We start from the raw sequence: 19,962 nt of genomic DNA on the forward strand, positions 1-19,962 counted from the left end.
GTCAAGCGTCCTTGCTTGTCAGGCGCGCGCGCGCCGTCCTCCGCGGCGCCGGCCTCCGGACGCGGCCTGCGCGGAAGTCTCGCCGCCTGCGGCGGACGGGTCAATGGCGGAAAGCGCGGGTTTCTCGCGATAGATACGGATCCAGAACTGGCAGTTAGGGTCGGTTGAATTCAGCACATTGGCGCCGTGAACCATCTCCATCTCCTGGGGACGGCACGGATTCATGATCGCCGATGTCATACCCGAAGCGATAACCATCGGAATGAAGGCGGCGTTGATTGCGTGCCTGTGCGGCAGTCCGAAGGAAATATTGGACAGGCCGCATGTCGTGTTGACGCCAAGTTCCTCGCGCAGGCGACGCACAAGCCGGAACACTTGCTGTCCCGCGGTTCCCATCGCGCCGATTGGCATGACAAGGGGGTCGACGACGATGTCTTCGGGTTTGATGCCGTAATCGGCCGCGCGCTCAACGATCTTTTTAGCCACCGCGAAGCGGACGTCAGGGTCCTCGGAAATACCGGTTTCGTCATTGGATATGGCGACGACCGGCACATCGTATTTCTTTGCAAGCGGCAGGATCGCTTCGAGCTTTTCCTCTTCACCCGTCACCGAGTTGATGAGGGGACGGCCCTTGGCGACTTCAAGACCGGCCTTGATGGCTGCTGTCACGGAGGAGTCGATCGACAATGGAACGTCGACAAGACTCTGGACGATCTCCAGCGTCTGCACCATCAGGGCGGGCTCAGTCGCATTCGGATCCACCGCGGTCACGCCGGCGTTGACATCAAGCATTGTTGCGCCTGCCGCGACCTGCGCCAGCGCATCGGCCTTTACCGTTTCGAAATTGCCTTCAACCATCTCGGCGGCCAGCTTCTTGCGGCCTGTCGGATTGATGCGTTCGCCAATAACGCAGAACGGCTGGTCGAAACCGATAATGATTTCCTTTGTCGCGGAAGCAACGATTGTGCGTGCCATGGGGCAATCCTCAATTCTGGAGGGAAGACAAGGAGAGATCAGCCGAGATCCCGGTTTGCCAGCTTCCGCGCTCAACCAGCCATTCGGATGTCTTTTTCAAACCTCCGAAAGCGAAAACGTGGATTTGGCGGATCGGGGTGGAGGCGCCGCTCAGGACGTGGTCTTCGATCGGTCCGACAACGGTCTCGGGTGAATGCGACGTTGCAAGCGCTGTCAGCGACATTGCGTTCTTTTTCAGAAAGCCGATGGAATTGCCGACGCCGCACATGGCCGCGTATTTGATCAACGTCGTGATCTTCGCGGGGCCGGCCACGCCCAGATGCACGGGAAGATCAATTCCGTTTGCTTTCAGGCCATCGGCCCAGGCGATGAATTTCGCCGCGTCGAAACCGAACTGCGTCACGATGCGCATAGAAGCATCCGAACGCTCCGCATAGGACTTTTTCAGGCGCAGCGCCTGCAGAGCGACTTCTTCGGTGAAATCAGGGCTGCCTTCAGGGTGACCGGCGACGCCGATCCTGTCGACGCCGTATTTGTCGAAGAAGCCGGTTTCAAGAACTTCCATGGTGGAGGAAAAGTCGCCGGCCTGCCTCTCGAGGCCTCCGCCAATGACGAGTACGTTTTTCACGCCTGCTTCTTCGGTCATCATCCGGATGCGTGTTTCAAGCGCCTCGCGAGTCGTCAGGCGGCGGGAGGCGAAATGCGGAACCGGCTCGTAGCCGAGATCGCGGACCCGTTTGGCGGCCTTGACCAGCGTTTCGCTCGAATCCGTTCCGATTTCGGTAATGTAAACCCAGGCGCCCTCCGGGAACAGGCCCGGCAGGTCAGCTGATTCGATAGCCTGCTTGGGGGCGACCTCGATGGAGGCTGCGATCCGGGCGGGTCGCGCCGGTTTGATGTTGATGACTTTTGTCATTCTGCTTCCGCCTTTCCGCCGGCCTCGACGAGATCTTTCAGCCGTTGTTTGGTGTAGGTTTCCTCGATATGGGCCGCCGCCTTGTCGGCTTCGGCGTCCAGATCATCGCTCACAGGTTTCGGCTGTCCCCGTCGCCATTGCGCAAGGTAGTCGTCTGTCTCATGAGCGCCGCTGCGCATCGCGCACATGTCGATCGCTTCCGTGAACCGCAAGGAAAGCACCCGTTTGGCGCTTTGCCTGCCCTTTTTCACGATGATTTGCGCCGGGATGTCACGCCAGTAAACAATTGTCAGATCCGCCATGACCCGCTCCCGATCCATGTCCGCACGGCTTAAAATGATGAGATTCCGATCGCCAAGCTAGCTGCACGACGACGCTGAACGCATCAAAAACGACGCGGCTGTTTCAAGGGGCGAAACCTGTGTCGGAAAGCGTGAATTCTCAGGCGTCTAAAGCAGGCTGGCGAAGACAACTGTCGTCAGAACCGTCATGAGAAAAAGCACTGCTATCGACATGACGCCAACGACGACGCCGACGCCAAGGCAATTGCCGTCCTGTTCCGTGTGGGCCAGGCCAATGATGGCGATCGCGAAAGCGGGCAGCCAGTTGCAGAACGGGATCGGGATCAGCACCACGATTGCCAGAATAAGGATATAGATGCCAAACAACCGTTCTGAACGGTGGTTTTTGAGAGGCCAGTGCCGTGGCCTGACCCACGCTTCCATGCGGCGCAGCCACGGGTCAACCTTGGTGACCATGGCGACCAGCGTCTTTTTGTCGAGGGAATAATTGGCGAGCCGTCGCGGCAGCCAGATCTTCTGTCGACCGGCCACGATCTGCCAGGATATGAAAATCAGCGGAAGGCCAAGGATCAGCGTTGCGCCGGGCGGAAGGGGAATGAGGTTCGGCAGCGCAAAAACGAGGAGAAAGGCGCCGAATGAGCGTTCGTCGAGCGCCGTCGCCAGTTCCTTCAGCGTAATTCGCTCTCCGGCGGCGTTCGCCAGGCGCTGCAACAGGCTGGAAAGGCTTTCCGTATGCTCCTGCGCTTCGTTGGCTCGTTCGGAGGCAATCTTGTCGGCTGTGGTGTCGCTCACCGTTTCGTTCGTTCCTGTTATTTGAACCGATACATTAGGCGAGGCCTATTGCAATTTCGCTAACGCCCGACTGCACTGCAATTACGTCAAATATCCGGCGACGGGAGGCCGGAGCACACTATGTGGGAATTGCCGCTCCCGTTGGCAAGATGGTTTGCGCCCGTGGGAGGCCGGTGTCAAGCCGACTGCAAGGCTTTCGTCAAGTCGCCATATCCCGTCAGCCGGTACTCGTATGTCAGTCCGAGAAAATCCGCGGCCTGTCTGGCGCGCCCCTGAAGATCCGTATCTTCATTTTGCGACAAGTAGACGAGTTTGCGGTAATTGCCGAAATACATATCCCGCAATTCCGGATGTCGGTCGAGTCCGAGCGGTTCGACGACGAAGGCTTCGAATTGACGCGCCAGGAAGTCGGTCAGGAAAAACGAGGTGATATCGTCTTCCATTGCGGCGAAGGCGTCGTTGCCGGCGAAGAAGGAGAAGCAGTGGGGGCCTTCGATCCGCCCGACGCCCTCTTCGAGACAGACCTTGTCCAGTTCGCCCTGGGTGCCGCATTCAGCATAGGCTACGAATATGCGTTCAAAACCGGCTTCGCGGGCTTCGGCGATGCTTTTTCGAACGCCGGGCGCGATCAGTTCCGGCCGATTGTGCCAGATTGCAGGCAAGCAAATCAGATCAACGTGGTCGAGCCTGTTGACGCGGCAGACGTCTAGGATTTCGCGCGCCAGAGCCCCGCAGCCAATGACGCGCACTGGACTTGCATTCATTGATTTCGCAGCCGTGACCTTCATACATCCACTCTATCACGCTGACCGCGCGTCAAAAATGGTTGCACCAAACTGGCGGGGCCGTCAGCGCGCCCCGGCGAGTTGATTGTGCTTGCGCTTCAACAGGTCTTTGGCTGTTTCAACGGTTACGGCGGCGTCACGGCAATAGGCGTCAGCGCCAACGGCCATGCCGAATTCCTCATTGAGCGGAGCGCCGCCGACGAGCACGATGTGCTGGTCGCGAAGACCCTTTTCCTTCAGCGTGTCGATGACGACCTTCATATAGGGCATCGTCGTCGTCAGGAGAGCGGACATTCCCAGAATGTCGGGCTCATGATCCTCGATCGCCTGGAGATAGTTCTCAACCGGATTGTTGATGCCGATGTCCACAACGTCGAAGCCGGCGCCTTCCATCATCATGCCGACGAGGTTCTTGCCGATGTCGTGAATGTCTCCCTTGACCGTCCCGATCACCATCTTGCCGAGTTTCGGCGCGCCGGTTTCGGCCAACAAAGGACGCAGGATCGACATTCCCGCCTTCATCGCATTGGCCGAAAGCAGAACTTCCGGCACAAACAGGATGCCGTCACGAAAGTCCTCTCCGACAATCCTCATGCCTTCAACGAGGGCCTTGGTCAGAACGTCATAGGGCGCCCATCCGCGCTCGAGCAGAATATGTGTGGCTTCCTCGATCTCTTCCTTCAGGCCGTCATAAAGATCATCGTGCACCTGCTGCACGAGTTCGTCGTCCGGCAGTTCGGAAAGGATGATGTCGTCATCGGTCATGGCAGTTAATCCGATATGAGCTGCACTTTACGCGGGCGACCGGGAATGTCGTCAAAATCCTGTCACAAACCCGGCGTTCGAGGAATCCGCATTTGGCGGCTTCACTTACGAGAATGATGCAATTTTGCGAAATTCGTCTCTTCAAAAACGACGTGTAATTCATTGAAAAACGACGGCGCGCGCATCTTTGACCTGTCTGCGGATGCAGCGCGTTTCCGGGTGTCCGTTTCGCGTCATCGCTTGGCGCTGTCAGAAAATGCGCTTAACACGCCGTGGGGTAGCATATCAGTGGTTGGAATAGCCGGGCGAAGGCGCCGGATGAAAGGTGGAACGGGATGGATACGGACAGTGCGGTCGGTCAGTCTGCGAAACGCCGCGCGCGCGGCGGAGCCGCGGCGCGCAGAGCTTCGCGAGGCGGCGGAGGCCCGGGTTTGCAGAAGCCATTCATCAAGCGGAATATCCGAACCTACGAGGTTCTGGATGAGGAAGGCCTGACGCTTATTGAAAACAACGCCGACACCATTCTGGAAGAGATCGGCGTCGAGTTCCGTGACGACTCAGAAGCGCTCGAACTTTGGCGTGAAGCGGGCGCCGACATTCGTGGTGAAAGAGTGCATTTCCCGAAACGGCTTTGCCGTTCGCTTCTGGAAACTGCGCCGCCGGTCTTTACGCAGTTTGCCCGCAATCCGGAGCGTTCGGTGCAAATCGGAGGCGATGCAACGGTCTTTGCGCCCGTATATGGGCCGCCATTTGTTCGCGACCTTGAAGGAAACCGTCGTTACGCCACGATCGAAGATTTCCAAAATTTCGTGAAACTCGCCTATATGGCGCCGTCCATCCATCATTCGGGCGGAACGGTTTGCGAGCCGGTGGACATTCCGGTGAACAAGCGCCATCTCGACATGGTCTATTCGCATATCCGCTACTCGGACAAACCGTTCATGGGCTCTGTGACGGCGCCTGAGCGCGCCGAAGACAGCGTCGAGATGTGCAAGATCTTGTTCGGCGAGAGTTTCGTCGACGAAAACTGCGTTCTCATCAACCTGATCAACGCCAACTCGCCCATGGTTTTCGACGAAACCATGCTGGGCGCGGCCAAGGTCTATGCGCGCAACAACCAGGCCTGCATCATTTCACCCTTCATTCTCGCCGGGGCCATGAGTCCGGTGACCGTTGCAGGAACCTTGACGCAGATTCTCGTCGAGGTGCTGGCGGGCGCGGCGTTCACGCAACTGATTCGTCCGGGCGCGCCCGTCGTGTTCGGCACATTTGCGGCTTCCATTTCCATGCAGTCCGGCGCGCCAACATTCGGAACGCCCGAACCGTCGCTCGTATCCTATGGAGCAGCGCAGCTTGCGCGACGCAGCGGCCTTCCGTTCCGGACGGGGGGGTCGCTTTGCGGCTCGAAAGTTCCCGACGCACAGGCCGCCCATGAAAGCGCGGCCACGCTGAACATGACCTTGCTTGCGGGCACGAATTTCGCGCTGCATTCAGCCGGTTGGCTCGAGGGAGGGCTGGTGTCTTCCTATGAGAAGTTCATGATAGACCAGGATCAACTCGGCATGATGCAGAAATTCGCCGCCGGCGTGGATCTTTCCGAAAACGCCCAGGCGCTCGACGCGATCCGCGAAGTCGGTCCGGGAAGCCATTATCTGGGCTGCGCCCACACCCAGGCGAACTTCGAGACGGCATTTTATGCATCCGCGCTGACCGACAACAATTCCTTCGAACAGTGGCAGATCGAAGGCGAAAAGCGCATCGAAAACCGTGCCAACGAAGCATGCAGGCAGTGGCTGCAATCCTACCAGCCGCCGGATCTCGATCCTGGCGTCGATGACGGTTTGAATGCATTTATTGCGCACAAGAAGGAGTCGATGCCCGACGCCTTCACCTGAAGGAAGCCCGTTGACGGCCGGGCGATCGTGGCCGACCTGATCCACAAGGAAGTCTGGCGGACAACGCCAGACGGAAAGACCGAGTCTTGATTGGCGATGTCTACGGCGAATTGGATCGCCGATTGCGGGACGTCGGATTGATGCTTCGGGGCGGGCTTGTCGCCTCCGAAACGCTTCCTGAGCTTGATAACGGCGAAACCGCCGGAACCATCCTTATGGTCGGTCATGCGGGGTCGACGCTGTGGCCGCACTTCAGCGATTATCTCAGGCGCTCGCCGGGACCGGACCCGCTCGATCGCTGGACACGGTTCGTTATCGAACCGGTCGCCCAACAGTTCGGATGTCGGGCGCTTTACCCGTTTGAGAAGCCCTGGTGGCCATTTCAGCGCTGGGTATCGGAAATTGAAGGACTGCGGCCGTCTCCGCTTGGCATCCTCATCCATCCGGCATTTGGTCTCTGGCACGGCTATCGCGCGGCGCTGGCATTTAGGAAAACACTTTCCGTGCCTGAAAGGCAAAATTTGCCACATCCATGTGACGGCTGCCGTGACAGGCCTTGCATAAGCGCTTGCGCTGCCGAGGCGATTTCAACAAGCGGATTTTCCGTCGAGCCCTGCCGGTCCTACCTGGCCAGCGGCGATGGTAGTGCGAGCTGCATGCTCGCTGGATGTGATGCACGCAATGCTTGTCCAGTCGGCGCAGAATTTCGGTACGTGGAACCACAGCTCCGCTTCCATATGGCGGCGCTGTAAATTTCATCTAAGTTGCATCTTAACCCTCTGTATTTTATATGCTAAGGCGCATTCATGGAACGTCGGCTCCAGACAATCTCCTATCATTGCGCCGGCAAAACAACTGTTGCGGATGAGCAATACCGAGAAATAACATTTTCGGATTTACAATATTAGGTTGTGAATTTGCAGGGCTGTTGTATTATTCGAATAACTCAACAAGAGGTTTTAAAATGTCTATTCTGAGACCGATTGCCGTCGGCATGGCTTTGCTGGCTTCAGGTTCTTTCAGTGCAGCACAGACGCTTGACTGTACATGTATTTCTTCCAAATCTGCTGGGCAGTCTTATCCCGTCATCGGGGAGATCTCCGATTCGTCCGGAAGCGTGATGTACTCCGGTACGACCGGATTCATCGACGGGGAGGCCGGCACGCAGATCACGGCGGGATCCCAGATCAATGTCGGGCCGGGCGGCAAGGCGCAGGTGCAGATCGGATCAGATTGCAAACTGGCTGTTGCGCAGAATTCGGAGATCAGCATCCTTCAGCCGGAAGGCAAGGAAGGACCGATCTGCGTGCAAATCACTGAAGCCGAATTTGCAACGGCGACTTTGGATTCCGGGTCATCAACTTTCCTTCAGGAAAATCCAAATGGCGGCGGTGCAAACCAGGCAGCCGTCATAGCCTTGGGCGCTGCAGCAGGCCTTGTCGCCATTTCCTGTATTGGGTGGTGTCAGGACGGCGGCGGTCCGCGACCAGCCAGTCCGTAATTTCTAAAAATTGTGTGAGCCCAAACAGCTCCGATTCGGGCTCACATCATAATTCACAAGCCTGCCAGCCGTTTTTGGCCAAGGCTGTCAAATTACCTGCGACGGCTTCGGCGCTCCCGGCGCGGCTGATCCACACCTTCTGACGCGGCCTTGTTGCGAAGCGGGCCGATTTTCTCGACGATATCGGCAATTGTAGGCCTCGGACCTTCCACATGATCGTCGATTGCGGCCCGCATCGCCTTGAGATGCGAACAGGTCGTGCCGCAGCAACCGCCAATAATCGTCGCGCCGGCGTCCATTGCAAGATGGGTATATTTCGCCATCAGTTCAGGCGTGCCGGAATAATGGATTTCCGAACCGCGGAATTCGGGAATTCCACAATTGCCCTTGACCACGACAGCAGCGTCTTTGTTGGCGCTGCTGATTTCCAGCAGCGACGCCAGTATGTCGGGCGCTCCGACGCCGCAATTCGCGCCCACGGCGACTGCCGTTTGTCCGACGTCGTTCGCCACGCCGTGAATGTCCTTGGGATGCAGCCCCATCATAGTCTTGCCGGCCGTATCGAAAGAGCCCGTATAAACATAGGGCATGTCGCATTTGACGGAGGCGTCCGCCGCGGCCTTGATTTCGTCTGGCGCCGACATGGTCTCGATCCATACGACGTCAACGCCGCCCGCCTTGAGACCTTCGATCTGCTCGATAAAAGCTTCTACCGCATCGTCATAGGTCAATGCGCCGAGCGGTTCGAGCAATTCACCGGTCGGTCCTACCGAGCCGGCGACAATGACTTTTCGATCAGCTGCATCCGCGACGCCGCGGGCGATTTCGGCCGCTTTACGGTTGAGTTCGAAGACGCGATCCTGGGCATGGTGAAGCTTGAGCCGGTGCCGCGTTCCGCCGAAACTGTTGGTCAGGATGATATCTGAGCCGGCGTCGACGAAGCCGTTATGCAGGTCGATAATTTTATCCGTATTGCTTTCGTTCCAGAGTTCCGGAGCTTCTCCCGCTTCCAGTCCAACTGAGAAAAGATGAGTGCCTGTCGCGCCGTCGGCAAGGAGAACGCCTTTTTCGGCAATCAGGTCTGTAAGGGCATTGCTGGTCATGTCGGCCCACCATTGAAATGTTTGCCCATATAAACATGTCTTTATATGCTTGCAATGAGGGATTTGATCGCAAAACAACGCCTGGGACCGAAACTGTCCTGTGGCGGATTTTATTCGTCCAATGCGCCGCCGATTTTGTTCGCGGCGTCAAGCGTCACCCAACGCATCCAGATCTCGTCGTCCTCTTCGAGAAAGTGGCGAGCGGCCTCTTCTGCCGTGGCGTCGTTTTCCTCCATCCAGGCCAGCAACCGATTGATCGTGCTGTTGTGCCACGAGCGGCGAGAAAGATAGTCGAACGCATGTGGTGAAGCGTTCCGCATTTTCTTGGTGACAACCGTATAAGCAAGCGCGGAAGGCCAGCCATTCGGCTTCGGGTCTTCGCAATTGGCTACAGCCGTGCAACTGTCCCATTCGGTTTTGTTGAATGGCGCGCCGAAACTCAATCGGACCAGATCGTATCGACCGAGCAGGGCTGTCGGAGCCCAGTAGTATCCGAGCCAGCCCTTTCTGCTTTCAAATGCGTCTGTGATTGATTTTCGCAACTCCTCTGCGGAGCCGGCTTCCACCAGTCTGAATCCTCTTTCTTCTGCGCCGAAGGCTTTGAACAGGTTTCTGGTCGAGATGCTGCAACTCCAGTCCGGCGGGCAATTGTGCACGGCGCCTTTCTGTGGATCGTCCGGGTCGGCAAAAATTTCGGGATGCTGGAGCGCTTCCGCGACACTGGTGATGTGCGGATGGGTCAACGCTACGTAATGCGGCATCCACCATCCTTCAACTCCGCCATCGGCCAGCGCCTTGGCGCCATAGAAAAGGCGTTGTTCGTCAACAGCTTTGTCGAGTTGCTCGCGTATCGAATTGATCCATAATTCGGGCGCGACATCCGGCGCCCCCTGTTCATTCATCGATTGAAATGTCGGGATCGTGTCTCCTGGCACAAGCGTGACATTGCAGCCATAACCCTCCGTCAGGATGAGCTTGTCGATTTCAGCGAGTAGCGCGGCCGATTGCCAGTGCATCCTGGCAATGCTAATTTCGCCGCATTCCGAAGCCAGCAGCGAGCGCGACGGCGCGATGGTCGCGGTTATGACGAACAGCAGCGCATAGAGCAATTTCACTATCATTTTCTCCTGATCCGCCACACGCGCGCGCAAATATTTCATGTCCGCAGTCTGATTGACTGCATTCTGTGTCGCCGGAAACCGTTACAGCGTAACGTATATTTATGTCCCGAAAAAGACTCCCGGACAGATTAGAAGGCGTCGCGCCATACGTTTTTCAAGCGCTGCGCCAAGCCCGTTTAAGGCTGATCGCAAGTGTGCGACGTCGGATTGCCGCATTCGGGCCGGTTTACGGATTGTCTGGGGTTTTATAAGCATTCCAGAATGTGCGGGAGTTGGAGGACGTCATGAGTCGGCAGGAAATGAGGAGGCGCAAGGATCGGGGGCCGAAAGGGCGTCCGCTCGATGATGCGGCCGTGGACGATGTCCGTGCGCTTCTCGATGGGCGAACGCTTCGCCGTGACCTGCTGATAGAACACCTTCACGGTATCCAGGACACCTATGGGTGCTTGTCGGCCGCGCATCTGCGTGCGCTGTCCGAGATTATGAAATTGCCGCAGGCTGAAGTCTATGAGGTGGCTTCCTTCTACGACCATTTCGACGTCGTCAAGGAAGGCGAGGCGTCGCCTCCTCCACTGACCGTGCGGGTTTGCGACAGCCTGTCCTGTATGATGGGCGGAGCGGAAGAATTGATTTCCGAACTGGAAACCCGCATGAACCCTTCTCTGGTCCGCGTTGTACGCGCCCCTTGCATGGGGCGTTGCGCGACGGCGCCGGCAGCCCGGCTTGGCGATCGCGAACTCGATCATGCAAGCGCTGACGATATCGCCAAGCTGGCCGATGAAGGCGGCTTCGATGTTCTGACGCCCGACTATGTCGGGCTTTTCGCCTATCAGGAATATGGCGGGTACGAATGCCTGGAAAAGGTCCGAGGCGGCGAAATCGCGACGGACGCCCTGATCGACATGCTTTCGGATGCGGGACTGCGCGGCCTCGGCGGCGCAGGTTTCCCGGCAGGCAAGAAATGGGGCTTCGTACGCTCCTACGCCGGACCACGGTTGATGACGGTCAATGGCGATGAGGGCGAGCCGGGCACGTTCAAGGACCGCTTCCTTCTCGAAAGCGATCCGCACCGCACGCTGGAAGGCGCCTTGATCGCCGCCCATGCGGTCGACGCAGAACGCATTTATTTCTATATGCGGGACGAGTATCCAGCGGTGCTGGAAATCCTGCGTCAGGAGATCGCCGCCCTGGAAGCCGCCGGGCTTATCGAACCGGGTTATATCGAACTTCGTCGCGGCGCGGGCGCCTATATCTGCGGCGAGGAAAGCGCGATGATCGAAAGCATTGAAGGCAAGCGCGGGTTGCCGCGCCATCGTCCGCCCTATATCGCGGAGGTCGGACTTTTCGGAAAGCCAACGCTCAATCACAATGTCGAAACGCTGTGGTGGATCCGCGATATCGTCGAGAACGGGTCCGAATGGTTCGCTGCACAGGGCAAGGAAGGCCATCCCGGCCCCCGCTCGTGGTCTGTTTCAGGCCGGGTAAAGGATCCGGGGGTAAAGCTCGCGCCGGCTGGCGTCACCATTCGCGAGTTGATCGATGACTATTGTGGCGGCATGGCGGACGGGCATGTCTTCAAGGCCTATCTTCCAGGCGGCGCCTCTGGCGGCATTCTGCCGGCGCATTTGGACGACATTCCGCTCGATTTCGGTGGGAAACTGGCTGAACTTGGAAGTTTTGTCGGCTCGCATGCAGTCGTCGTCCTGTCGGAAAATGACAGTGTCAAGGACGCTACGCTCAACCTTCTGAAATTCTTCAAGCACGAGAGTTGCGGTCAATGCACGCCGTGCCGGTCCGGCACGGAAAAGATGATTGCATTGCTCGAAAAAGACGGTCCGCTCGACGAACAGGCGATCCGAGATCTCGAAGCGGTAATGCGCGACGCTTCCATATGCGGGCTCGGACAGGCGGCGCCAAATCCGGTCAATCACCTTTTGACCTTCTTCCGGAATGACCTTTAGAATGAACGTCGGGAAACAGTGATGACAACGATCAAATTCACCCTGGACGGCAAAACGGTCGAAGCTTCCCCCGAAGAAAGCATTTGGGAGGTGGCGAGGCGCGAAGGGACGCGCATCCCCCATCTGTGCCATGTCGACAAGCCCGGCTACCGCTCGGACGGCAACTGCCGGGCGTGCATGGTCGATATCGAGGGCGAGAGAGTTCTAGCGGCTTCGTGCATTCGCAAGCCTGCGGAAGGCATGGTCGTGCGAACGGACACCGAACGGGCTGACAAATCCCGTCGTATGGTGTTCGAACTGCTGGCGAGTGATATGCGGCCGCGCGAAGAGACGCCTGACAACCAGTCTGAATTCTGGCAATGGGCGGCGTCCATGGATATCGCCGGCTCGGATCGTTTCGAATCGAAATTCGAGACCGGGGAAGCCGCGCGCGGGATCGACCACAGCAATCCGGCGATCGCTGTCAATCTCGACGCCTGCATCGCCTGCAACGCCTGTGTGCGCGCCTGCCGTGAGGTTCAGGTCAATGACGTGATCGGCATGGGCGGACGCGGCAATCACGCCGCGCCTGTCTTCGATATTCGCGACCCCATGGGAAAATCCACATGCGTGACCTGCGGCGAATGCGTGCAGGCCTGCCCGACCGGCGCCCTGTATGAAAAGACGCTGATGAGCGAAGATCATCGAACACGCGCCATTCAGGACTTCGACAGGGTGGTGGACAGCGTTTGTCCCTTCTGCGGGGTCGGATGCCAGACCAAAGTCGCGGTGAAAGACAACACGATCGTGCAGGTCGATGGCCGCAACGGGCCTGCAAATGAAAACCGATTGTGCGTCAAGGGGCGGTTCGGCTTCGACTATGTGCATTCGCCTGATCGCCTCACGACGCCATTGATCCGGCGTGAAGATGCGCCGAAGGCAGGCGACATGGATCTGCGTTTTGTCGATCCAATGGAGGTGTTTCGGCCGGCCACATGGGAAGAGGCGCTGGAAAAGGCGGCGTCCGGACTGAAATCGATTCATCAGGCGGACGGCGGCAAGGCGATTGCCGGTTTTGGATCGGCGAAGGGCTCCAACGAGGAAGCCTATCTTTTCCAGAAACTCATACGCGAGGGCTTCGGCACCAACAATGTCGACCATTGCACGCGCCTGTGCCACGCATCGTCCGTGGCGGCCTTGATGGAGGGCGTTGGTTCGGGCGCCGTTTCCGCTCCGTTTACCGACGCGTTGATCGCCGACTGCATCATCGTGATTGGCGCGAGGCCGACCACGAACCATCCTGTCGCCGCTACCTATTTCAAACAGGCGGCGAAGCTGGGCAAGACCCTGATCGTTCTGGACCCACGCCGTCAGGATCTGATGCGTCACGCCACCCACGCGCTGCAATTCAAACCGGGCAGCGACGTGGCGATGCTCAACGCCTTTCTTCATGTGATCGTGGAGGAAAGGCTTTATGACGAGCAATATATCCAGGCCAATGTTTCCGGTTTCGAGGCGCTGAAGGAGAAGGTCAGGGACTTTTCTCCGGAGGCGATGGCCGAGGTCTGCGGCGTCGACGCCGAAACATTGCGAACTGTCGCGCGCACCTATGCGACGTCGGAACGCTCGATCATCTTCTGGGGAATGGGCATTTCGCAGCATACGCACGGCACGGACAATTCACGTTGCCTTATCGCAATGGCTCTCACGACCGGCCATGTCGGGCGTCCCGGAACCGGACTTCATCCGTTGCGCGGCCAGAACAACGTGCAGGGAGCGTCCGACGCCGGTCTTATTCCGATGTTCTACCCCGACTACAGATCGGTCGAGACGCCGGATATCCGCAATGAATTCGAAGATCTGTGGGGTCGTTCGCTCGATCCCGCCCGGGGACTTACCGTGGTGGAGATCATGGACGCGATCCATGACGGCGAGATTCGCGGCATGTATGTCTTGGGCGAAAACCCGGCGATGTCCGACCCGGACCAGATCCATGCGCGCGCCGCGCTGGCGAAACTCGATCACCTGGTCGTGCAGGACATATTCCTGACCGAAACGGCGTGGCACGCCGATGTGGTGCTGCCGGCTTCGGCGCATGCGGAAAAACTCGGAACGTTCACCAATACGAACCGCCAGGTTCAGATTGGCCGACCGGCGCTGGACTTGCCCGGCGAAGCGCGTCAAGACTGGGAACTGATCGTTGCGATCGCCAGGGGCATAGGGCTCGACTGGACCTACTCGCATGTCTCGGAAGTCTATACGGAGATGGCTTCTGTGATGCCGTCCCTGAAAAATATTTCATGGGAGCGCATTGAGCGGGAAGACGCTGTCACATATCCGGCCGATGCGCCTGACAAACCGGGCAACGAGATCATTTTTGCAACCGGCTTCCCGACAAAAAACAGGCGCGGCTCCATCGTTCCGGCCGATCTGCGTGCGCCGGACGAGGTTCCCGACGAAGAATATCCATTGGTGCTGACGACAGGCCGGCTGCTTGAGCACTGGCATACAGGCGCCATGACTCGCCGCGCCGGCGTTCTCGACGAATTGGAGCCGCAGGGAATCGCAGCGATGAACCCCTACGAAATCGAGAGGCAGGGTCTGACTCCCGGTCAGATGATTTCCGTGTTGACGAGGCGCGGCGCCGTCGAAGCGGTTCTGCGGGCAGACCGGGAGGTCGCAGACGGCATGGTCTTCATGCCGTTCTGCTTCAACGAGAGCCCGGCAAACCGGCTGACCAACCCGCAGCTTGATCCTTTCGGTAAAATTCCGGAGTTCAAATACTGCGCGGCTCGGGTCGAAAGCCTGAAAGTGGCGGACGCCGCTGAATAGCGATCTGTCGCCCATTTCAGGGCCGCCGGTCTCAGGCCTTGTCGCCATCCAGTTCCGTTGTCACGACGACGAAATCGCGATTGCTCCTCGTGTCCGGGTGCGCCGGCGCATCGACGGTTATGAGCGTTGTTCCGGGATGCCAGTTTTCGCGTATGGCCTGAACGACGGTTGTGTCTGCACGGATGCGGTTGATCGCGCCGGCGTCGGCCGTTGCGAGGTCCTCGGCGACGTCGCCATGGCTGATGGAATGCCACTGCAGCCCGCCGGAACTGTCATGTGCGCCGGCCAGAACGTACACATGATTTCCGAGCGGGCGCATGGGATCCGAGATCGTCGCTTCGCTCTCGGCGACGATGTGCCCGTTTTTCATGACAATGATGTTGCTGTCCGAGCTTGAGACCAGGATCGTGACCGGAGCAGTCGGATTGTCTTCGTGGTCGAAGCCCGGCACCTCGCGGTCCTCGAGGGCGGCTACCGCTTCTTCGAACTGATGCTCGGCCGTATCGCTGAGTATCATGCCAGGATGCACGACTTCCCTCGGATCGGTGTGGCCTCCGGCGATGATGACAGGCGTTCCGATATGGGTAATCGAGAAGAGCTTTTCCGAAAACTGCATCGGAAGGCGCACGCATCCATGAGAGGCGGGGTAACCCGGCAACTTCCCGGCGTGCAGGGCGATCCCCTTCCATGTCAGCCGGTTCATATTCGGCATGGGCGCATTGTTGTAGGTGGAAGAGTGGTGATGCTTGTCCTTCTGCAGGATCGTGAAGACCCCTGTCGGTGTTTCATGGCCCGATTTGCCTGTAGAACACGTCGAGACGGCGATGCGCACGCCGTTGCGGTAGACATGAACGCGCTGGTCGTCCAGCGACACGACGACGGCGACCGGTCCCTCCGGAGACAACTCCGGCTGCCAGACATATTCGCCGGGCTCCAGTTCATGAATTTCCTTGATTACCTGCCGGGCGAGCCCAAACCCCGTCGTGATCACGCCTATGCCCGCAGCGGCTCCGATCACCAGTGTTCTTCTTGTCAGTCGGTCAGTCATTGCTTGCCTCCTCGCAGCTATCCGGTCTCTCAGCCGCCATAGATGACGGCGTCGGAAATTTCATAGCGCTCGACGCCGCCGATGCGCAGAAGATAAAGGTCGCCCAAACGCTCATAGGTTATGTCGAGGCCCGGATCTGTATAGATCGGGTTGCCCTCCCGGAACTCGATGTAGCGCTCGGCGCCCGAGCCGATATCGATCCACACGGTCGCGTTTCCGTTCGTACCGCGTGAGGCGCGAAAAGGGCATTGCCGCGTTGGCTGTCCGGAAGTTGTCGAGCATGGCACGGCGCCGCTCGACTGCGCATTGGCTGCGCCCGGAGCAGCGCCTTCCCTGAGATAACGTCCGTTCACCCAGCCGGTGAATTTCTGGTCGAAACCGGCTTCGATCTGGCACCATTTGGAGCTGTCGACCATGCGGCATCCAAGATTGCGCGCAGGGTCGCCGTTTTGCAATTCTCCGATGACCTCGGCGCCTGTGCCCGGACCGGCCCTTACATTCAGCGTGTCATTGGCTGGAACGTTGATGACCTCCCAGAAGTCCGGTCCGCCGGACAGGCCGTCCGCATAGTCCGGGTCGCGACTGGGCGCCTGCGCGGCGTTTCCGTCGATGGTGATCTCCAGAGTATAGGGCGTAATCTCGTCGCGGCGGGCTGCGCTGCGCATCATGTAGACGAGGATAGAATAGTCGCCGCTTGCGGCAAGCTCTCCGGAGTAGTCGTTGCCGCTTGTCGAGCCGATGAACATCGCCGCATCGCCCGGCTGTTTCCCTGGTTCGAATATATTGAAATAGTTAGCGCCATTGCTGGTGTCCATCCGCACCGACATCGTCTGTCCTTCGGCGGCGCCAACAATGTAAAGCACAGATTCATAGCCCTTGATTTGACCATCGATGGATGTGCCCGTTGTTCCGGCTGCAAAATGAACAGTTTCCGTGCGCATGTCTTGTGACATTGCATTTCCGGTTAGCAACACCAGAAAAAGACACAAGATAAATTTCAATTTATTCATGATTCCCTCCAGATGTTTGAGTGTAATTTTGTTTTTTGAATTCATTTTTCAAGCGATTCTGAAGGTTTTTCATGTCGCGAATAGGTCTGCATTGATATTTATTGAAGTAATTCTTTTTCCACGTTAGCGGGCCTGCGTTGAAAAGGACGCGTGTCTGGACTGCCAAACGCGAAGAAGCGAGCCGCCAGGTCGAAAAAAATCGAATGATTCATTTTTGATTAAGGTCCTGATAACCTTACGGTAACGTTATTGGCCTAGAAAAGAACGCGTGGCGGGAACGCCAAACGCTCCGGATCAGGTAGTGCGTACCGGGGCGCAAATAACCTCCAGATAATGGAGCCGGACCGCGCAGGGTTGTCGCCTTGGCGCGGTTTCTTCTTAATAGATCGACATTCTTCTTGCCTGTCGCCGCGATGATGATACGCACGTGGCATGACACGGGCGATCATGCTTCAGGGAACGGGATCTGACGTCGGCAAGACGGTGCTGGTCGCCGGCCTTTGCCGCCTGGCCGCAAATCGCGGCCTGCGCGCGCGACCGTTCAAACCTCAGAACATGTCCAACAATGCGGCCGTCGCGGATGATGGCGGCGAGATCGGTCGCGCACAGTGGCTTCAGGCGCTTGCCTGCCGAACGCCGGCGTCGGTTCACATGAACCCGGTGCTGCTCAAGCCGGAATCTGAAACGGGGTCGCAAATTGTCGTGCAGGGCAAGGTCTGGGGCAAGGCCGGCGCCCGGGATTATCAGGACACCCGTCGACACCTCCTGGAAGCGGTCTTCGAGAGTTGGGAGACGATCCGCGCCGACGCCGACATTGTTATCGTCGAGGGAGCGGGTTCAGCGGCGGAAATCAATCTGCGCGGAAACGATATCGCCAATATGGGTTTTGCGACCCGCGCTGGCGTTCCGGTGGTCCTTGTCGGCGACATCGACAGGGGCGGCGTTATTGCCTCCATCGTCGGCACGCACGCCGTTCTTCCGGAAGAGGACCGGCGCATGGTCGCCGGTTATCTGATCAACAAATTCCGCGGTGATGTATCGCTGTTCGATGACGGGGTGACGGCGATCAGCCGGCATACGGGCTGGCCGTGTTTCGGCGTTATTCCCTGGCTTCCGGAAACAGGTCGGCTTCCGCCGGAAGATTCGGTCATTCTCGAAAGGCTGGTTGGCGCCGGCGACGGCGCTTTGATTGTAGCTGTCCCGGTTCTCGACAGAATCGCCAATTTCGACGATCTGGATCCGCTGAACGCCGAGCCGGAGGTTGAAGTCCGTTACATCAGATCCGGCGATCCCCTCCCCAGGGAAGCAGGCCTTGTGATCATTCCCGGATCCAAGTCGACCATCGCCGATCTCGCTGCGTTTCGGAGGAACGGTTGGGACCGGGATCTTGTCGGCCACGTCCGGCGCGGCGGTCACGTCGCAGGCATATGCGGCGGCTTCCAGATGCTGGGTCGCATGGTGCGCGATCCTGACGGAATTGAGGGAGCGCCGGCAAACGCGGAGGGACTTGGCCTCCTCGACGTCGAAACCACGATGGAAAAGTCCAAAGCCGTGCGCAACAGCCACGCGCAGTGCCGCATTTTTGATGTGGATCTGACCGGCTACGAAATTCATCTCGGACGCACGTCGGGACCGGATTGCATCAGGCCGTTCTCGACGATCGATGGTCGGCCGGAGGGCGCAGTCTCCCGGGACGGGCGGGTCTTCGGCACCTATCTTCACGGACTGTTTGCAAACGACGGTTTCAGACAGGATTACCTTTTCCGGTTGGGGCTGTCACGATCAGGAGTCGACTACAGCGCTGTGGTTGATGAGGCGCTCGATTCCATCGCTGCACGTTTGGAAACGCTTCTTTCGAAGGACTTTCCCGGATTTGAACAGGGCGCTTGAGGTAAACGCGCCTGGTCGACGCAAGGACCGTCTGCAGGTGGTTGCTCACGAGATGTAAAGCATTTTAATCTAATTGATATAATGTGCGTATTCTACTATATCCGGGCCGACAGGTTCGTGTATGACAGATCGGGTTAGTTGTTTTCCTGCTGAGAGCTGTGCGCATCCAAAGAAATTGGTAAAGCAAATCGTGGTCACGAAACCTTCGTCCAACTCCGTCTCTCGCTTTGTTTCGGGTATTGATCGCGATTCTTTGCCCGACATGAACCTTTCTTTCGGTAATATCGTGCGCAACCGCAGAGGTCTGATCCTGTCGCGATCGCTCGTCCTCATGGTGGCGATTATCGTCTTTACCCAGATGATCAATACAGTTTTCTTCGCCAGCGAACTGAGAGGCGAGGCGCAGATTGCCGACAGTCTGCTCACCTTGCGATTTACGGTCGTCGTCGCCATACCCTTTGTTCTCTACATGGTGTTTCTGCAGGCGAGAGCCGACCTTGCTGTGGAATATTTCAGGAAACTCTCCAGAACCGATCCGCTGACGGGTCTCTTCAATCGCCGCGCCTTTATCGATCTGTTGCAGGAGGGAAGGGTAACGCGGGAAGGTCTCGGAGACAGCGCAAGTCTGATGGTTCTCGACATCGACCACTTCAAGCGCGTCAACGACACCTATGGCCACGAGGCTGGCGACGCGGTGCTGATCCAGATGGCTGATCTTTTTCGCGCAAATCTGCGTCCGGACGACATTATTGGCCGTCTTGGCGGCGAGGAATTCGCGATCGCTCTCAATCGGAGCAGCGCGAGAGAGTGCTGGCATGTCGCCCAGCGCCTGCGTCACGAAGTCGAGCGGCATGTTTTCCGACACGAAGACATCGAAATGAAGCTGACGATCAGCATCGGCGCAACGCATGTCGGCAAGGACGGGGACCTGAGCGACGCCATGCAGGAAGCCGACATGCTCGCCTACAAATCGAAGCGCGAAGGTCGCAACCGCATCAGCTATGGTTCGGACCGGGTAGATATCCCCTTCGCTGTCTGACCGAATTCCCGCCTCCCCGGCGTTCTTGATTGACAGCAGGTCGCCTGG

The 19,962-nt window shown here is 58.2% G+C and carries 16 protein-coding genes; 6 read left to right on the forward strand and 10 right to left on the reverse strand.

The features are described from left to right. Positions 1-18: 18 nt before the first annotated feature. The 6 genes from K1W69_RS02135 to K1W69_RS02160 all read right to left on the reverse strand — a co-directional run bounded on the left by K1W69_RS02135 (position 19) and on the right by K1W69_RS02160 (position 4,535). Entirely contained in the window at positions 19-975 is a 957-nt protein-coding gene (locus K1W69_RS02135; protein ID WP_220226682.1) for a methyltetrahydrofolate cobalamin methyltransferase, read from the reverse strand. A 10-nt stretch (positions 976-985) separates the two neighbouring features. Next, positions 986-1,891, reverse strand: coding sequence for a methylenetetrahydrofolate reductase (locus tag K1W69_RS02140; protein ID WP_220226683.1), 906 nt, complete (start codon positions 1,889-1,891; stop codon positions 986-988). After that, positions 1,888-2,193 carry a virulence factor gene (locus tag K1W69_RS02145; RefSeq protein WP_220226684.1) on the reverse strand — a complete coding sequence of 102 codons (306 nt, stop codon included), beginning with the start codon at positions 2,191-2,193 and terminating at the stop codon, positions 1,888-1,890. The genes K1W69_RS02140 and K1W69_RS02145 overlap by 4 nt, the downstream gene beginning before the upstream one ends. A gap of 147 nt (positions 2,194-2,340) precedes the next feature. Continuing rightward, entirely contained in the window at positions 2,341-2,985 is a 645-nt protein-coding gene (locus tag K1W69_RS02150; RefSeq protein WP_220226685.1) for an exopolysaccharide biosynthesis protein, read from the reverse strand. Positions 2,986-3,161: 176 nt separating this feature from the next. Continuing rightward, on the reverse strand, positions 3,162-3,749 hold the full coding sequence (locus K1W69_RS02155) for a DUF1638 domain-containing protein (protein ID WP_258570772.1): 588 nt from the start codon (positions 3,747-3,749) through the stop codon (positions 3,162-3,164). 84 nt (positions 3,750-3,833) lie between these two features. After that, positions 3,834-4,535, reverse strand: coding sequence for a cobalamin B12-binding domain-containing protein (locus tag K1W69_RS02160; RefSeq protein ID WP_220226687.1), 702 nt, complete (start codon positions 4,533-4,535; stop codon positions 3,834-3,836). Positions 4,536-4,870: 335 nt separating this feature from the next. Between K1W69_RS02160 and K1W69_RS02165 the strand changes: the two genes are divergently transcribed. Both K1W69_RS02165 and K1W69_RS02170 read left to right on the forward strand, forming a co-directional pair. After that, positions 4,871-6,430: a trimethylamine methyltransferase family protein gene (locus tag K1W69_RS02165; RefSeq protein ID WP_220226688.1), complete on the forward strand. Its 1,560-nt coding sequence runs from the start codon at positions 4,871-4,873 to the stop codon at positions 6,428-6,430. Positions 6,431-7,358: 928 nt separating this feature from the next. Further along, positions 7,359-7,931: a hypothetical protein gene (locus K1W69_RS02170; protein WP_220226689.1), complete on the forward strand. Its 573-nt coding sequence runs from the start codon at positions 7,359-7,361 to the stop codon at positions 7,929-7,931. A gap of 92 nt (positions 7,932-8,023) precedes the next feature. Here the strand turns inward: K1W69_RS02170 and bmt are convergent, their stop codons facing one another. Further along, on the reverse strand, positions 8,024-9,034 hold the full coding sequence (bmt, locus tag K1W69_RS02175; protein WP_220226690.1) for a betaine--homocysteine S-methyltransferase: 1,011 nt from the start codon (positions 9,032-9,034) through the stop codon (positions 8,024-8,026). 110 nt (positions 9,035-9,144) lie between these two features. After that, positions 9,145-10,155, reverse strand: a complete 1,011-nt coding sequence (locus tag K1W69_RS02180; protein WP_220226691.1) for a glycine betaine ABC transporter substrate-binding protein — start codon at positions 10,153-10,155, stop codon at positions 9,145-9,147. A 284-nt stretch (positions 10,156-10,439) separates the two neighbouring features. Between K1W69_RS02180 and K1W69_RS02185 the strand changes: the two genes are divergently transcribed. Both K1W69_RS02185 and fdhF read left to right on the forward strand, forming a co-directional pair. Next, the gene (locus tag K1W69_RS02185; RefSeq protein ID WP_220226692.1) at positions 10,440-12,116 is read left to right on the forward strand and encodes an NAD(P)H-dependent oxidoreductase subunit E; all 1,677 of its coding nucleotides are present in this window, start codon (positions 10,440-10,442) and stop codon (positions 12,114-12,116) included. 21 nt (positions 12,117-12,137) lie between these two features. Then, positions 12,138-14,927, forward strand: coding sequence for a formate dehydrogenase subunit alpha (gene fdhF / locus K1W69_RS02190; protein WP_220226693.1), 2,790 nt, complete (start codon positions 12,138-12,140; stop codon positions 14,925-14,927). A 31-nt stretch (positions 14,928-14,958) separates the two neighbouring features. Here the strand turns inward: fdhF and K1W69_RS02195 are convergent, their stop codons facing one another. Both K1W69_RS02195 and K1W69_RS02200 read right to left on the reverse strand, forming a co-directional pair. Beyond that, positions 14,959-15,975 carry a L,D-transpeptidase gene (locus tag K1W69_RS02195; RefSeq protein WP_220226694.1) on the reverse strand — a complete coding sequence of 339 codons (1,017 nt, stop codon included), beginning with the start codon at positions 15,973-15,975 and terminating at the stop codon, positions 14,959-14,961. A 29-nt stretch (positions 15,976-16,004) separates the two neighbouring features. Further along, positions 16,005-16,928, reverse strand: coding sequence for an SH3 domain-containing protein (locus K1W69_RS02200; protein WP_220226695.1), 924 nt, complete (start codon positions 16,926-16,928; stop codon positions 16,005-16,007). A gap of 489 nt (positions 16,929-17,417) precedes the next feature. Between K1W69_RS02200 and K1W69_RS02205 the strand changes: the two genes are divergently transcribed. Beyond that, the gene (locus K1W69_RS02205; protein ID WP_220226696.1) at positions 17,418-18,875 is read left to right on the forward strand and encodes a cobyric acid synthase; all 1,458 of its coding nucleotides are present in this window, start codon (positions 17,418-17,420) and stop codon (positions 18,873-18,875) included. A 262-nt stretch (positions 18,876-19,137) separates the two neighbouring features. Continuing rightward, positions 19,138-19,914 (forward strand): GGDEF domain-containing protein, encoded by a 777-nt coding sequence (locus K1W69_RS02210; RefSeq protein WP_220226697.1) that lies wholly within the window; start codon positions 19,138-19,140, stop codon positions 19,912-19,914. Positions 19,915-19,962 lie beyond the last annotated feature (48 nt).

The sequence above is a fragment of the Flavimaribacter sediminis genome, assembly GCF_019492055.1.
Classification (GTDB): domain Bacteria; phylum Pseudomonadota; class Alphaproteobacteria; order Rhizobiales; family Rhizobiaceae; genus Flavimaribacter; species Flavimaribacter sediminis.